The following is a 14,269-nucleotide window of genomic DNA, read 5'->3' on the forward strand; positions in this document are numbered from 1 at the left end:
GGGGAGAGGAGGAGAGGGGGGGCGAGGGGCAGGGGGGCAGGGGGGGGACGGGGAGTTTTTGGGGATTGGGTAGACGGACGCCAATCAGTTCAAGTTCGACGTTGCGATCGCCTTTCCATTCATTGAGTTTGAGTTTGTAGGCGATGTCGAGCCGATTGGGTAAAGGGAGGTAGCTACCCCAACGCCAAGCGATCGCTTGAATCGTCGCGGCTAGAGAGCCGCCCCCATGGGCTTCTTGACCGACGGTAAGTTTGAGGTGATCGCGGTTGCGCCCGACGGTTTTCTGCTCCAATACTCGTACATTGGGTGTCCAGAAGACGGGGTCAGGGTTTTGGATGCCGCAGGGGTGAAGCTGATCAATTTGCTGGTACAGATCAAGGGTAATCTGTGCCAGATTAGCCTGCACGTCTACAACGACCAGAGGTTTTAGATGCTCAATCTCAAGCTGCTGACGAGCAAAGTTGCTGAGACGAGATTTGACTTGACGCAGATTTTTGGTGGGAAATGAGAAGCCACCAGCAGCTTTGTGGCCACCATATTTGTGCATTAAGTCATGGCAGCTTTGCAGCGCTGCAAAAACGTTAAATTCTGGGATGCCCCTAGCCGAGCCGCGAATTTCTTTTTGTTCGTCGTCTTCGTAGGTGCAGATAAATACAGGTACGCCATAACGCTCAACCAAGCGCGAGGCCACAATGCCAATAACGCCGTGGTGCCAGTCAGGCTGCACAATTACCAAAACCCGCTCTTCTAGCAGGTTGAGATTGCCTTCGGCCTGTTGAGTTTCACACCAGGCGATCGCCTGTTCTTCAATCAGTTCACAAAGTCGCTGACGCAGTTGATTGGCTTCTTCGCACTGCATGGCACGTTGCAAAGCCACCCCCACGTCGTCAGTGGTCAGCATGTCAATCACTATCTGCGGATCGGCAATGCGTCCGACGGCATTGATTCGAGGCCCCAAGCGAAAGCCAATGGCTTCTGGCTTAAGGCCAGCTTTTTGATCGCCCAGTCCTGCTACCTGAATCAGCGCTTGAATACCCGGAATCCGCGATCGCGGTAATAGCTTTAAACCTCGCCGCACCCAGCGACGGTTCACCCCCGTTAGCGGCGCAAGATCGGCAATAGTACCCAGAGTAAAGAGTTCTAATAGGGGCACCGTTAAGTCCTGAGTTTTGCCTAAACACTGGGCTAAGCAAATCGCCAAAATATAAGCCACCCCAACTCCAGCGACTCCCCAGTAAGGCGAAGTCTCAGGTAGCAGCTTAGGATTCAAAATCGCATTGGCACAGGGCAGTTCCGGCGGCAAATCGTGGTGATCGGTAATGATCACGGCCATACCCAGTTCTCTGGCACGCGCCACCGGGGCATGCGCCGCAATACCGTTATCCACCGTCAGAATTAGCGTCACCCCTTCAGCCTGAAAGTCTTCGACAATGCGGGTGTTGATGCCGTAGCCTTCTTGCATGCGGCTAGGAATGGCATACTCTGCCTTTGCCCCCAAAAAGCGCAGCGCCCTCATCAACAAGGCGGTGCTGGTCATACCGTCAGCATCGTAGTCGCCGCAAATGGCAATTTTCTGCTGTTGCTGAATTGCGGTTACCAACAACTCTAGGCTCAAAGGCAAATCAGCAAATTCTTCAACTGGGTCGGGTAGGTTTTGCAGTTCTGGATTAAGAAATTCAGCAGCGGACTCAGGTGTTGCAATACCGCGATTGACTAAAACCTGAGCTAGCAGCGGCGAGAGATGGGTGGCTTGAGCCATGGCTTGCACAGGCTGAGCCGCAAAAACCTGCCACCGCTGCTGGGGCATTAAAGGCGTTGTTTGCGCAGCAGGCGTTGGTTCAGCTACAGGCTCTACCTTAGCTATAGCTTGGGCTTCAGTTTTGCCATCAAACAAATCCAAAATGAATCTCGTACGCTAGATCGCTTGAACTACATCATAGGTCGGATTGCAGCAATCGAGAAGACGAGACGAGGGGTTAATAAATTACAACTCTGCCATCGTTGAGTACGTAAACCGAGCGATCGCTCGGTTCGTAAGGAAACGGAAAAACTTCAATTCGCAAGGTGTTGCGATCAGGGCGCGACAGCAAAGTTCTCAGGGGCTGATCGACACTATTCCAAAAAACTAGAGAGACGTTATTGAGGGTACCATCTCTAAAGTCAAAATCGACTGACTGAGTTGGACGCAGTCGATAGGGTGAAATTCTTACCACTTGCTCAATTTCAACTAAGGCAGGGGAGCGATTAATTACCTGCACCTTAATTGGTTCTCCAACCGGAAACTGAATCTGATCAGAACGGCAGTTTTCGGTACAGTTCTGAGCGATCGCGCGGTGATTGCCTGCTGTGAGCAGCAAGGCTGAAGTCATGAGGGCAGCAGAAAACACTTTATACATAGCGCATCCGCAGTAAATAAAGATAGCTGTAGCTACTAGGGTTGAGATACGTAAATTGCTAGAAAGACGCTTACAGAAGCGTCTTTAATTCTGTCTTTGCATTGGCCATAGCTGCTATAGCGTAGCGGTTTAGGGGCAGGTTGGCAACGCGAATTTATACGTAGAGCGTCACGCCGATACAAAGACTGCCCTAGTGGGCAACCAGGGCAGAGAGAGGAGAGATTTGAGTATTTGAGGTAGGTTCCGGCAGCAAAACTATAAAAATGCCGATGAAGCTCTTTAGTAAAGCTGGCAGGATGGCGCAGGCAAACGGCGCTAACCTTAACCTCGTGTAAACTAATGTAACGCTATTGTTGCAAATTATCAACTTCGGTTGACAGACTAAGACCATTTTTTGCTTTTGGCGATCGCTTATCTAAGTTTCCCTATTGTTGGCCGGTTCGGGCGGGCGGGCATTCTGAAGGCGAATTGTGTTTGGCAAATTGCTATGCTGGCGCGGATTTGGAGTGCATCGCTGGTTGGAATCGACGCCGTTCGAGTTGGGGTGGAGGTAGATGTTTCGGGGGGCTTACCAGCTATTGTGCTGGTTGGGTTGCCGGATACGGCTGTGCAAGAATCTCGTGAACGGGTTCGCGCCGCCCTAAAAAACTCTGGTTTTGCCTTTCCGATGCGGCGGATTGTAATTAATTTGGCTCCAGCCGACCTCCGCAAGGAAGGGCCAAGCTTTGATTTACCTATCAGTGTCGGTATCCTAGCCGCCTCAGAGCAAATCAATGCCGATTTGCTGGGAGATCATTTATTTTTAGGAGAAGTCTCGCTAGACGGTTCACTTCGTCCCGTCGCTGGCGTATTGCCCATTGCGGCAGCGGCGGTTCAACTGGGTATGACAGGGCTGGTTGTGCCTGTCGATAATGCTAGAGAGGCAGCGGTTGTTCCAGGACTGCGTGTTTACGGCTGCAAACATCTCAGCGAAGTGGCAGCATTTCTCAATCAGCCTGACCAGTATAGCCCGCTAGAATTGAACGGAGAAGCTGAGCTGGCTAAGGCAACTCGTACTGTTTTAGACCTTAAAGAGGTTAAAGGCCAAGCCCAAGCTCGTCGAGCTTTGGAAATTGCCGCAGCGGGGGGGCATAACCTGATTTTTGTCGGGCCACCCGGTAGCGGCAAAACCATGTTGGCACGCCGCCTTCCTGGTATTTTGCCGCCTTTGTCCTTTGCCGAAGCGCTGGAAGTCACGCAGGTACATTCGGTTGCTGGACTCCTGCGCGATCGCGGGGCTTTAGTAAGCGATCGCCCATTTCGCAGTCCGCACCACTCGGCGTCTGGGCCGTCGTTGGTGGGCGGTGGCAGCTTTCCTCGACCGGGTGAAATTTCACTGGCTCATCGCGGCGTTTTGTTTCTCGACGAATTAACAGAATTCAAGCGCGATGTTTTGGAGTTTTTGCGCCAACCGCTAGAAGATGGCTATGTCAGCATTTCTAGAACTCGGCAATCGGTGGTGTTTCCCGCTCAGTTTACCCTGGTTGCCAGTACCAATCCTTGCCCTTGCGGTTATTTTGGTGACTCAGTGCAGCCCTGCACCTGTACGCCGCGCAGCCGAGAGCAGTATTGGGCAAAACTCTCTGGGCCGCTGATGGATCGCATTGATTTGCAGGTTGTCGTCAGTCGGCTCAAGCCAGAAGAAATGACGCAACCTGTGGTGGGTGAACCCTCAGACGCTGTTCGACAACGGGTGCAGGCAGCTCGTACCCAAGCCCAAAAGCGCTTTAAGGCCGAGCCAAGTTTGCAATGTAATGCCGATATGCAAAGTCGCCACTTGAAGCAGTGGTGCCCGCTAGATGACAGCAGCCGCAAGCTGCTTGAGGGCGCTGTGCGGCAACTCGGACTTTCTGCTAGAGCCACCGATCGCATTCTCAAAGTAGGTCGGACAATTGCCGATTTAGAAGCTAATCCTGATTTACAATCTCACCACGTCGCCGAAGCCATTCAATATCGCACCATTGATCGAATGCACTAGTGTTCTGTCAAGAATTTTTGGAGGGGTCAACCCCCCAAAAAACACCCCACCCTGATTACCTCCATCAACTATCAAGTTGACAGATTCTAGGGCTGTAGCCAACCAGCGGCCACACAGTCTTCAATCACTTGTAAAGTCCACTCCCACAGGGCGGGCGCTCCGGTTTTAACGGGAGCCATCCGCTGCATCACCTGTTCGCGGGAAATATGGTGTTTTTTCCAGGTACCGCCTTGGGTGTGTTGATTGTGTAGAAAAGGCTGAAGGCGATCGAGGGCAGCGGCAAATTGAGCCGTTGGCGTTGTGCCAGCTTCAAACTCGTCCCAAAGCGATCGCAGTTCTTCAGCCTGTTCGGAGGGTAATAGGCCAAAAATGCGGCTTGCGGCCTCGGCCTCTCGGCTAGCTTTGTCTACTTGAGCTGCCACGTCATAGCAAAAGACATCGCCCGCATCAATTTCAACAACGTCATGAATCAACACCTGCTTAATGGCTCGAAAGAGATCGGTGTGAGGAGGGGCATACTCGGCCAGAGCGATCGCCATCAGGGCTAGATGCCAGGAGTGTTCGGCGCTATTTTCTGGGCGCGAACGATCGAGCAAAAGCGTTTGACGCTGCACTTGCTTTAGCTGGTCAAGTTCTAAAACAAACTGAAGCCTTTGATGAAGACGGGCGTTGTCCATAGCAAGCTTTGTTTTTAGGGGTAATTAGGGTGCGCTCAAGCAGCCATTGAGGGTTTTTACACCCTCAAAAAACAACCCCATCCTCTCATTGCCGGGGTCAATTGCAACTTCACAGGCTACTAGGGTTGAGATGGTGTTATTCTATAGATGACTCGGAACCATGCGATTACAACGCCCAAACTTTGTCAGGACCGGAAGGTAGCAGCAATACGGGATGCTTGTGATAGGCGTGGTCTCCGGGTCACTTTTTTTAGGGTTTTACGCACCTAACAAGACGGTGATCTAAACTGGTCGCCAGCCTGCATTTGCCCCTATGCTGTAATCAATCTAGGCGCAGGCGCAAGGAGCCGCAATCATGGCAGGGTTTGGAGATTTAGTTCAAAAAGCTTTTTATTTAGGGGTCGGCATCGCGTCCTATGCTGGAGAGAAGGCAGGCGGTACGCTGAGCGAATTGCGAGGACAGGCGCAAAAAATTGTTGATGAACTGGTGGCTCGTGGTGAAATGACGACCGAAGAAGCCCAGCGCTTGATCAACGACATGGTCGCTCAGGCTCAGCAATCGCCTCCCCCCTCACAACCCTCTTCCCCCAAACAACCCCGTCGCATTGAAATTATTGAAGATGATGACACCGCTTTGGCAGAAGTGCATCAAGAAGAAGTTTTACGGCGGCAAGTCGAAGCCCTGCGGCAAGAGTTAGAAAACCTGAAGCGCAAAGAATAGCTATGGAAGAATGGTCTAAGCAATTTTGGCAGTCTATTGAAGAGATTGCTCATGAAACTAGTCAGTTTTTGGAGGCAATTACCCAACAAGCAACGACTTCTGCTGCGGAATGGTCTGAAGCGCTCGTCGAACAAGTTGAACAGGTAGAGCAGGCGATCGCCCCTGAGCTAGAGAGTTGGCTACTGCAGCTAGAGCAAATGATGGTGCCGCTAGAAAATCGGTTAACTCCAGAACTAGAAGCAATGGCTGAGCAGGTCAACGCTACTTTAGAGCCGTTGCTAGCGACTTTGTTTGTCGATTTGACTGAATGGACAGAGCAAATTTCAACGCCAGTTGCTCAAACGGTAGACCCGTTTTTACAGCAACATTCAGCCTGTGTGGGTTGCCGTAATTATCACGGCCAGGTTTATAGCGGAGAGCTGTTAGTGTGTGCCATTTATCCTTATGGGCCTGACCAAGAAAAATGCCCTGATTGGGAATCAGCCTGGGGCGCTTCTTAGTCGAGGAGGGCAAAAAAGTGGCCGACGGGGCCTTGACCTTGGCCAATTCGCAAAGCAGACTTTAGCGCTGAGGTAACGTAGTCTTTGGCTTGGATGACGGCTGCAAAAGCCGCTTGATCTAGCGCTAAGTTTGCGGCGATCGCTGCTGATAGCGTACAGCCCGTACCGTGGGTGTCGCTTGTCTCAATAGTTTGCGTTTTGACAACTTCTAGGCGATCGCCGTCAAACCAAACATCGACACCGCGCCACTCGCCCGCCATCCCCCCCCCTTTGACCAAAACGGCTTGTGGCCCTAATTGGTAAATATTTTGGGCGGCTTGCTGCATCTCAGAAAGGCTCTGAATCTCTAGCCCGCTTAGAATTTGCGCTTCGTAACGGTTGGGAGTTAGCACGGTAGCGAGGGGAATGAGGGCGTGCCGCAAAGTTGCGATCGCTTTGTCGTCAATCAGTTGGGCACCCGTACGGGAAACCATCACCGGATCAACGACGACGTTTTTGAGCTGCAAGGTTTCAAGCTGGTCTGCTACAGCCGAAATAATGGCTGAGTTTAGCAGCATTCCGGTTTTCACCGCTTGCACCCCAATATCAGAGACAACCGCCTCTATCTGAGCGATCACGGCTTCTGGGGGGAGGGCATCAACCCGGTTAACCCCCTGCGTATTTTGGGCAGTCACACAGGTCAGCGCACTGGTACCATGCACCCGATGAAACGCAAAAGTTTTCAAGTCCGCTTGAATACCTGCACCGCCACCACTATCTGAACCCGCAATCGTGAGGGCAACTGGAGGAGAATTTGACATGTTTGGCAGCTTACCGGGACGGACGACGGCGCTGCAAAAACTCAGGAATATCCAAGCCGCCTGAAGTAGGGTTAGATTCCGTGGGATTAGGGGCTACCGGGTTGACAAAAGCCGAACGTTTAAGGGGCGTCACCCGCGCACTGGGCGTTTCTACCTGAGCTTTGGCCTCCGTGTTGAAGCCCGTTGCAATCACCGTAATTCGAACTTCGCCCTGCAGGCGATCGTCAATAACAGCCCCAAAGATGATGTTGGCGTTGGGATCTACGGCTTCGTAGATAATCTCAGCGGCGGCATTGACTTCATGTAAAGTCAAATCGCTGCCACCTGTGATATTAAAGACGGCTCCTGCAGCGCCATCAATAGAGGCTTCCAGTAAGGGGGAAGAAATCGCAGCGATCGCGGCTTCTCTGGCTCTCGACTTACCTGAACCAACCCCAATACCCATCAAGGCAGAACCCGCATCGGCCATGACGGCTCGAACATCGGCAAAATCTACATTGACCAAGCCAGGGATAGTAATGATATCTGAAATGCCCTGAACCCCCTGGCGTAAAATATCATCAGCGACGCGAAAAGCTTCTTGCACGGGGGTCTGCTCAGAAATGACGGAGAGCAGTTTGTCATTGGGGATAATAATCAGCGTGTCTACCCGACTCTGTAGAGCGGCAATTCCTTCTTCGGCTTGTCCTGTCCGACGACGACCTTCAAAGGTAAACGGACGAGTGACAACCCCTACCGTTAGGGCACCCGCTTCTTTGGCTACTTCGGCGACGACAGGAGCCGCACCTGTGCCCGTACCGCCGCCCATACCTGCGGTAATAAAAACTAGGTCAGCTTCTTCTAAACAAGCCGCAATTTCGTCTCTCGATTCCTCAGCCGCTTTTTGACCAATAGCTGGATTACCCCCAGCCCCTAAGCCACGCGTGAGCTTTTGCCCCACTTGCAGTCGATTTGTGGCAGAGGCATTGGTAAGAGCCTGAGCATCGGTATTGACAGCCCAGAACTCAATCCCTGACAAACCACTATCGATCATGCGATTGACGGCATTACATCCGCCACCGCCGACACCAATCACTTTAATTTTGGCTACGCTACCCGGCACAATTTCACCGCCCTGCGACGCTTCTGCTGACATAACCCTGAAATCATCAGATTGCCCTACTCCCAGACCAGTCTGGGTGAAAGGATTGGAGTAAGAACCAGAGTCATTGAAAGATTCACCCGACCAAACAGTCGCCGATTGACCATTGTCGTGCGCTGCTGCTTGCGGGTTAGCCAATTGACTATCGGGAGGCGTTGGAACTGCTGACATAGATTACAAATAGGCGATCTTAACTCGACTCCAGACTTTAGCTAACTCCAGGCAGTTTCAGACAACTATAAAGTAACGTGTCCAAAAAACCAAACAGAATTAGCCCAGCAAGATTATGACAAATAATCTTGGGACACTATGGTCAACAAATATGGCTTATTTAACCTCAGAATGCAAACAAATGCAGCACAACCCAGAAAGAATTCAGAAAAAGCAAAATTTGCCAGCTAGTCGTTTGTGACAATTCAACGGATTTTGCCCCTTAAGGAGCGGTCGGCTGAGCCACCTGCTGCGCTTGAAGCATTTGAATGACGGGCTTTTGCGGACTGCTAAGGTCAATATAGGCAATGTCTTGTTCGGCGAGCCGCTGATCGAGATGACGTAACTGGCTCAAGGCTGCTATCTGAGCTTGAAAGCGATCGCTATAGGCTCCTACATGAACGGTTCCTAACTCAGTATGGAGGACGAGATTATTGGGCTGACGCCAATCAATTTCGTAAATTTTGATCGAACTTTGGCTAACGGCTTGATACAGGGTCGGCCAGTCAGCTTGATATTGAGCTTGCATGCCTCTGACTTTGAGTTGTGGTAACGCTGAAGCGTCGCTAAAAGAGGCAAAGCTACTTTGAGGCATCCAGGTGCCGCTGGCATCAAGTAAGCCGGCCTGATGGCGAAAACCTTCTGGATCAGCATCGCCAGACATGACGGTGTCGGGGAGGGCGATCGCGACGGGTTCACGCTCTTGTACCTGAATCGTCAAACCAGGGGGAAACAAGCGACGCGTGACCATTGCTTGAGCAATTGGCGCGTTGGCTTCTAGTTGTTCGGCGATCTCGTGGGGATGCAAAGCCAGCAGCGATTGGGGATAGTCAATCGTCAGCGATGCGCGAATTGCCGCTGCCGAAAGAATTTCATTCCCCTGAATTTCGACCTGCTCCGGGGTGTAAATTAGCCATTTGGGTAACGTCGTAGACCAGACAACGCCTGCTGTTAGCCCCAATAAGGCGGCGTTGCGCCAGAGAGATTGCAAAACCCGGATCTGGCGCTGGCGGCGGAGCTGCTGGCGACGGGCTGCTAACGCCGTTGGCGAAACCGCTGTAAGAAGTTCGTCGGTCATGCTGGTGCAGAGGAGGTTCAAGGGCTGTTTGGCGTTTTGGCGCTTGTAGCGCGCGCGGCTGTCTAGGAACGGAGGGTAACAGATTTCCTTAGACAACCGCTAGGTTTGGTTGATTTGCTGCTGTAAATATTGCAGCCACTGGACTGCTAAATCAATATCGGTAAAAGGAATAGCAACTTGGCGATCGCCTTTTAGCCGAAAAGCTAATGTGGGTTTATCGGCTTTGCGAGGAGGGTTTTCTAAGTCAACAGTTTGCTGATTGACCTGCAAAGTCAAGGCTTCGACGTCGTGCAGCGAAAAGCTACTGAGATTGATCGGCCCCCGCCGTGTGGGTTTTCCCCAAGTTAAAGTACGGCCCTGCTGCCCTAAAACCGCATAAATGTCGTACTTAGCTTTGTCAAACTGGTTAGCCCAGGTGTTGTAAGCTTCTAGCTTTTGATATTCATTCCAACCCGCCCAGCCCAAGCCAATAAAGACGATGAGCAAAGGCAACCACAGTAAACCGCGTTCCATGATTTGAGCTGCCGCTTTCTTATTAAATCTTAATGTTTTTAAGGTTGATGATTTTCAAGCCAATTCACTGCGCTTCCCAATCTACTGTACTGCGAAGCCTACGTGGGGCTGACCATCCGAAAATCCTTAGGCTATGGTAGTGGGATCGAGTCCATTGATAAAACGCTGCTATGAAACGCTTACTATGGGTTGGACTATTTTTGCTGGGAATTTGGTTGGCTGTCTCGCAATTTTCTGGCTTAGCGGGTCAGGGTCGTTTTGATAGCCTGATTGTCGATTTTGGCGATGATCTGACCCCCGCTCAAATCCAGTCTCAGCTCCAGAAGCTGCCTGCGGGTGTGAGCGCGTTTCCTAATAGCGAATTTTCTGGGCCAGAAAATCTTTATGTACTGCAAGGCGATCGCCAGTTGCTTAAAACGCTGCGGCAGTCTTCTTTGGCAGATTTGACTGAACACATTGAGCCTAACTATATTTACAGCGCCGCTTTTGTCCCCAACGATCCTGACTACAGCAAACAATGGAATCTACGCAGCATTAACGCCGAAGCCGCCTGGGATCGCGCTACAGGTAAAGCCGTTACGGTAGCTGTCATTGATACGGGCATTGCCGCAGTGCCTGACCTCAAAGGGACTCGGATTGTCAAGGGCTATGATTTCGTCAACGATGTCACTGAAGCGAAGGACGACAACGGCCATGGTACGCACGTAGCAGGCACGATTGCTCAATCGACCAACAACCGTTTAGGGGTTGCGGGGGTTGCTTTTGAGGCTGCCCTGATGCCGCTGAAGGTACTGAGCGCTAGCGGGGGTGGCACAGTGGCCGATATTGCCGAAGCCATTCGCTTTGCTGCTGATCACGAGGCTCAGGTAATCAATTTGAGTTTGGGCGGGGCAGGCGATAGCCAGGTGCTCAAAGATGCCATTGATTATGCTCACAACAAAGGCGTTTTCATTGTGGCGGCAGCCGGCAATGCCAACCGCAATGCGGCTGAGTATCCGGCTCGCTATGCTCATGTGATGGCAGTAGCCGCAACAGGGCCTGCAGGCGAAAAAGCCCCCTACTCAAACTATGGAGCTGGTGTGGATATTGCTGCCCCTGGCGGTGCGGCTCAACCCGACTCTGCGGCTGGGGGTATTTTGCAAAACACGATTGACCCTCAAACGGGCAAGCCCGTCTTTCTATCGCTTCAAGGAACCAGTATGGCTGCCCCTCATGTGGCTGGGGTGGCCGCTCTAGTTCGCTCTGTTGGTATTGAAAACCCTGACCAAATCGGTGAGATTTTACGGCAGTCAGCGCGCCGCATCGAAGAAGATTCGCTGAATCACTTTGGCGCTGGACATTTAGACGCGGCGGCGGCGGTACGGCTGGCTCAGCAAAGCGCTCTCAATTTTCACGACTTTTTCCGCTGGCTGCATGAGAATGGTTATCTCAGTCCTAAGTTCTGGCTAGATGGTGGCGTTATTGCCCTCTGGCCAAAAGTTTTGATGGTGTTAGGTTCTTATCTACTGGCCTGGGTTTTACGCGTTTACTGGCCGTTCACCTGGACAAGCCCATTAAATTGGGGACTGATATTGGGTAGTTCTGGCCTGTTTTTCTTTAAGGGCTTTTATATTTTTGACTTGCCGCAGTGGCCGTTGCGAGTCGTGGGCAGTTCTGTGGCTGAGCTAGGAACCGCTGTTCAAGGCAGTCCTCTCCTCAACCCAATTTTTGCCAGTGTGCTGATTCCGTTTTGTTTGATTGCCTTGTTGCTCAGTCATCAATCGCTCAAGTGGTTTGCTATTGGCATAACGCTGGGGACGGCGGCTTGTTTAAGTGTTAGCGCAATCAGCGATCCTGGCTTGGTTTGGCTGGGACAAGGGCTGGGGGCACGTTTCTTTCTGCTCACCAATGCTCTACTGTGTTTGGGATTAGCGTATCTGGCCACAAAAGCAGCCGAGGGTAGACCAGCATGAGTATGAAAGTTGAAGGAACAGTACAGCGGGCTACGGTGGGTTTAGGTGGATGGATGCTGGTGACGGCTGAGGGTCAGTCCTATGAGATTTACCAGGAGAGCGCCCCACCGGATTTGCTAAAAGAAGGGCTAAAGGTGAAGGTGAAGGGAGCGGTGCGTGAAGATGTGATGACGCTGAATATGGTTGGGCCAGTGCTAGCGGTTGAATCTTTTGAGCCAGCGTGATTGTTAATTCTTGCAACAAGCAATTAAACCGCTTTACGTTTTGATGAAAGATGAGGTCTAAGGTTAAGCACGGCGATCGCAGCGGGTCTACACTGCCCCTTACGCTGTTGATCTAAGCGTCTGACCCGATTGAGATTACAAAATCTGTTGAGATTGTATTTAAGGAGACCTTAAGTTGATCTACCTATCTTTGCTAGCGGCTGTGCCGCCCACGCCTGAATGGAGTCCTAAGATAGCTATCGTTATGATCCTTTGCAATATTCTGGCGATCGCAATCGGTAAGCTAACCATTAAATATCCCAGTGCTGATCCTCAGCTTCCTTCCCCCCAAATGTTTGGTGGCATGGGTTTACCAGCCCTGCTAGCAACCACAAGTTTCGGCCATTTATTGGGTGTTGGCGCTATTTTAGGTTTAACGAACGCAGGCGCTTTGTAGCTAAGGCTAGCGGCTTAGCGGTGCTATTGTGCGCCTGTATCTGAGAGTTTTTTGAAGCAGAATGGGACAGAGCGTTGCTATGTCCCTTTTTTGCGTCTATTTTTTCTGGCGGCAGGCGAGAACTATCCCCAGTTGAGGGGAAAGAAAACGTGCAGATAGGCGGCGATCAAATGCTCACCCCAGAACAGCGCGATCGCGCCACCTACCGCCAGAAAAGGGCCAAACGGCATCGGTTGACGACGGCTGAGTCGTCCCAACGCGATCGCGCTACCGCCTATCATTGCCCCCAAAAAGCAGGCCAAAAAGGTACTCAACAGTAAGCCCGCCCAGCCTAACCAGGCTCCTAACATGGCGGCTAGCTTACTATCCCCCCAGCCCATTGCCGTTTGCCCCAAAAAAGCAGCCCCCGCAATCGAAATGCCACTAAATAGCCACAATCCCAAAACCGCCCCAAACAAGCTACTGATAAACGTAGTCAGAGCCACCGAGACAGCCATTTCAGACGCTGTGAGATAAGCCCACAAAGCAGGCAGCGTTAACCCCAGCACCAAACCCGATCGGGTGAGGCTTTCCGGCAAGGTGAGGGTATCAATATCAATAAAGGTGAGCGCGACCAGCCAGCTAAGCAAAATCCAAGCGCTCAGGGTTGACTCTGACCAGCCAAAGTGCCAAAACGCGCCTAAGAAAAGAGCGCCCATGAGAAATTCCACTAACGGATAGCGAACCGCGATCGGTCGCTTACAGAAGCGACAGCGGCCTCTGAGCCAAAGCCAGCCCAAGACTGGCACATTGTCATAAAGCTTGAGCTGACGCTGGCACTTAGGGCAACGAGAAGGTGGATACAGCAGCGAAAGCCCTGCAGGCACCCGGTAGATCACCACGTTTAAAAAGCTGCCAATCGACGCACCGAGGAAGAAGATGAGCAGCGAGGGGATGAGAGAAGTCACGGTGTCTAGCTAGGTGGGGAGAGGGGATGGGGGAGAGGGGGGATAGCCCTCTGCAGGCAAAGCTTGCTAGTGCTCTAGCTGCGATTTTAACCGTTGCCCACTTATGCCGAACCAGGTTAAAAAAGCGGTGAGGCTCTAGAGCTAACGTGCTTGAACGTCTCGGCTTTTCCTAAGGGGAGGTTCAGCGCATCATCATGCCTGATTTAGGGCACTACCTAAAAAGTAAATAGCCACCATCACACTTGCCTTAAGCGCAGCGATCGCCAGATTGCTTTAACAAGCGAACGTTACTCCCCTATCTCCCCATCCCCCGTCCCTTTATCTAATTCAAACTCGGCTCAATCTGATTCAACGGAATAAAGCACTCATGGGGAAGCAAGATGGGCTTACCGTTAAAAATCAGCTTACCGCGACGACTATTGCGGCTAATGGCTACCCCTAAGGGGCGCTGCACTTCATCAGGATGAACTTCGTAGTAAGTCCGATAAATATGACGCGCTGACCGCAGCAAGGCGGGATCTAACAAGGGAGGAACGGGCTGAAAGTCGAGACTGGGTGGCCCCGGTGGTGTGAATCGCTCAGTTGGCTGCTGTAAGCTTTGCACGGTGATTGGACTCCCCTCTCTAAAACTATTCTGGTATTAGCTATCGTCTGCCA

The 14,269-nt window shown here is 51.8% G+C and carries 15 protein-coding genes and 1 other RNA gene; 7 read left to right on the forward strand and 9 right to left on the reverse strand.

Features of this window, described 5'->3' with window-relative positions; all coding sequences use genetic code 11:
• Both recJ and ACTS3T_RS19035 read right to left on the reverse strand, forming a co-directional pair.
• A partial coding sequence (recJ, locus tag ACTS3T_RS19030) for a single-stranded-DNA-specific exonuclease RecJ (protein WP_462935388.1) occupies positions 1-1,807 on the reverse strand: 1,807 nt, incomplete at its 3' end.
• Between the two features lie 169 nt (positions 1,808-1,976).
• On the reverse strand, positions 1,977-2,396 hold the full coding sequence (locus tag ACTS3T_RS19035) for a hypothetical protein (RefSeq protein WP_377966802.1): 420 nt from the start codon (positions 2,394-2,396) through the stop codon (positions 1,977-1,979).
• A gap of 487 nt (positions 2,397-2,883) precedes the next feature.
• On the opposite strand from ACTS3T_RS19035, the gene ACTS3T_RS19040 reads away from it, so the two are divergent.
• Positions 2,884-4,413: a YifB family Mg chelatase-like AAA ATPase gene (locus tag ACTS3T_RS19040; protein ID WP_377966804.1), complete on the forward strand. Its 1,530-nt coding sequence runs from the start codon at positions 2,884-2,886 to the stop codon at positions 4,411-4,413.
• An 86-nt stretch (positions 4,414-4,499) separates the two neighbouring features.
• On the opposite strand, the gene ACTS3T_RS19045 is transcribed toward ACTS3T_RS19040, so the two are convergent.
• The gene (locus ACTS3T_RS19045; RefSeq protein WP_377966806.1) at positions 4,500-5,090 is read right to left on the reverse strand and encodes an HD domain-containing protein; all 591 of its coding nucleotides are present in this window, start codon (positions 5,088-5,090) and stop codon (positions 4,500-4,502) included.
• A 149-nt stretch (positions 5,091-5,239) separates the two neighbouring features.
• Between ACTS3T_RS19045 and ffs the strand changes: the two genes are divergently transcribed.
• The 3 genes from ffs to ACTS3T_RS19060 all read left to right on the forward strand — a co-directional run bounded on the left by ffs (position 5,240) and on the right by ACTS3T_RS19060 (position 6,311).
• An RNA gene (ffs, locus tag ACTS3T_RS19050) (signal recognition particle sRNA small type) lies at positions 5,240-5,336 on the forward strand.
• A gap of 109 nt (positions 5,337-5,445) precedes the next feature.
• Positions 5,446-5,811, forward strand: a complete 366-nt coding sequence (locus ACTS3T_RS19055) for a phasin family protein (protein ID WP_377966808.1) — start codon at positions 5,446-5,448, stop codon at positions 5,809-5,811.
• A gap of 2 nt (positions 5,812-5,813) precedes the next feature.
• On the forward strand, positions 5,814-6,311 hold the full coding sequence (locus tag ACTS3T_RS19060) for a hypothetical protein (protein WP_377966810.1): 498 nt from the start codon (positions 5,814-5,816) through the stop codon (positions 6,309-6,311).
• Here the strand turns inward: ACTS3T_RS19060 and thiD are convergent.
• The 4 genes from thiD to ACTS3T_RS19080 form a co-directional block, all read right to left on the reverse strand.
• A complete protein-coding gene (thiD, locus tag ACTS3T_RS19065) occupies positions 6,308-7,111 on the reverse strand; it encodes a bifunctional hydroxymethylpyrimidine kinase/phosphomethylpyrimidine kinase (RefSeq protein ID WP_377966812.1) in 804 nt (267 codons plus the stop codon). The two genes, ACTS3T_RS19060 and thiD, sit on opposite strands and share 4 nt — an antisense overlap.
• 10 nt (positions 7,112-7,121) lie before the next feature.
• A complete protein-coding gene (ftsZ, locus tag ACTS3T_RS19070; RefSeq protein ID WP_377966814.1) occupies positions 7,122-8,423 on the reverse strand; it encodes a cell division protein FtsZ in 1,302 nt (433 codons plus the stop codon).
• A gap of 262 nt (positions 8,424-8,685) precedes the next feature.
• A complete protein-coding gene (locus ACTS3T_RS19075) occupies positions 8,686-9,540 on the reverse strand; it encodes a cell division protein FtsQ/DivIB (RefSeq protein ID WP_377966816.1) in 855 nt (284 codons plus the stop codon).
• Positions 9,541-9,639: 99 nt separating this feature from the next.
• A complete protein-coding gene (locus tag ACTS3T_RS19080) occupies positions 9,640-10,053 on the reverse strand; it encodes a hypothetical protein (protein ID WP_377966818.1) in 414 nt (137 codons plus the stop codon).
• A 170-nt stretch (positions 10,054-10,223) separates the two neighbouring features.
• Here ACTS3T_RS19080 and ACTS3T_RS19085 point away from each other — a divergent pair, with 170 nt between their 5' ends.
• The 3 genes from ACTS3T_RS19085 (at position 10,224) to psaK (ending at position 12,665) form a co-directional block, all read left to right on the forward strand.
• Positions 10,224-12,005, forward strand: coding sequence for a S8 family peptidase (locus tag ACTS3T_RS19085; RefSeq protein WP_377966820.1), 1,782 nt, complete (start codon positions 10,224-10,226; stop codon positions 12,003-12,005).
• On the forward strand, positions 12,002-12,229 hold the full coding sequence (locus ACTS3T_RS19090) for a hypothetical protein (RefSeq protein ID WP_377966822.1): 228 nt from the start codon (positions 12,002-12,004) through the stop codon (positions 12,227-12,229). Before ACTS3T_RS19085 ends, ACTS3T_RS19090 begins: the two co-directional genes overlap by 4 nt.
• A gap of 175 nt (positions 12,230-12,404) precedes the next feature.
• Positions 12,405-12,665 carry a photosystem I reaction center subunit PsaK gene (psaK, locus tag ACTS3T_RS19095; RefSeq protein ID WP_377966824.1) on the forward strand — a complete coding sequence of 87 codons (261 nt, stop codon included), beginning with the start codon at positions 12,405-12,407 and terminating at the stop codon, positions 12,663-12,665.
• A gap of 122 nt (positions 12,666-12,787) precedes the next feature.
• On the opposite strand, the gene ACTS3T_RS19100 is transcribed toward psaK, so the two are convergent.
• Positions 12,788-13,612, reverse strand: a complete 825-nt coding sequence (locus ACTS3T_RS19100) for a prepilin peptidase (protein WP_377966826.1) — start codon at positions 13,610-13,612, stop codon at positions 12,788-12,790.
• A gap of 322 nt (positions 13,613-13,934) precedes the next feature.
• Positions 13,935-14,216, reverse strand: a complete 282-nt coding sequence (locus ACTS3T_RS19105; RefSeq protein WP_377966828.1) for a hypothetical protein — start codon at positions 14,214-14,216, stop codon at positions 13,935-13,937.
• Positions 14,217-14,269: the final 53 nt, after the last annotated feature.

The organism is Almyronema sp. (genome assembly GCF_052168255.1).
Taxonomy (GTDB): Bacteria; Cyanobacteriota; Cyanobacteriia; order Phormidesmidales; family Phormidesmidaceae; genus Sphaerothrix; species Sphaerothrix epifaneia.

Coding starts and splice junctions, on each gene's coding strand:
- ACTS3T_RS19035 (WP_377966802.1), bottom strand. CDS start 2,396: ATGTATAAAGTGTTTTCTGCTGCCCTCATGACTTCAGCCTTGCTGCTC.
- ACTS3T_RS19040 (WP_377966804.1), top strand. CDS start 2,884: ATGCTGGCGCGGATTTGGAGTGCATCGCTGGTTGGAATCGACGCCGTT.
- ACTS3T_RS19045 (WP_377966806.1), bottom strand. CDS start 5,090: ATGGACAACGCCCGTCTTCATCAAAGGCTTCAGTTTGTTTTAGAACTT.
- ACTS3T_RS19055 (WP_377966808.1), top strand. CDS start 5,446: ATGGCAGGGTTTGGAGATTTAGTTCAAAAAGCTTTTTATTTAGGGGTC.
- ACTS3T_RS19060 (WP_377966810.1), top strand. CDS start 5,814: ATGGAAGAATGGTCTAAGCAATTTTGGCAGTCTATTGAAGAGATTGCT.
- thiD (WP_377966812.1), bottom strand. CDS start 7,111: ATGTCAAATTCTCCTCCAGTTGCCCTCACGATTGCGGGTTCAGATAGT.
- ftsZ (WP_377966814.1), bottom strand. CDS start 8,423: ATGTCAGCAGTTCCAACGCCTCCCGATAGTCAATTGGCTAACCCGCAA.
- ACTS3T_RS19075 (WP_377966816.1), bottom strand. CDS start 9,540: ATGACCGACGAACTTCTTACAGCGGTTTCGCCAACGGCGTTAGCAGCC.
- ACTS3T_RS19080 (WP_377966818.1), bottom strand. CDS start 10,053: ATGGAACGCGGTTTACTGTGGTTGCCTTTGCTCATCGTCTTTATTGGC.
- ACTS3T_RS19085 (WP_377966820.1), top strand. CDS start 10,224: ATGAAACGCTTACTATGGGTTGGACTATTTTTGCTGGGAATTTGGTTG.
- ACTS3T_RS19090 (WP_377966822.1), top strand. CDS start 12,002: ATGAGTATGAAAGTTGAAGGAACAGTACAGCGGGCTACGGTGGGTTTA.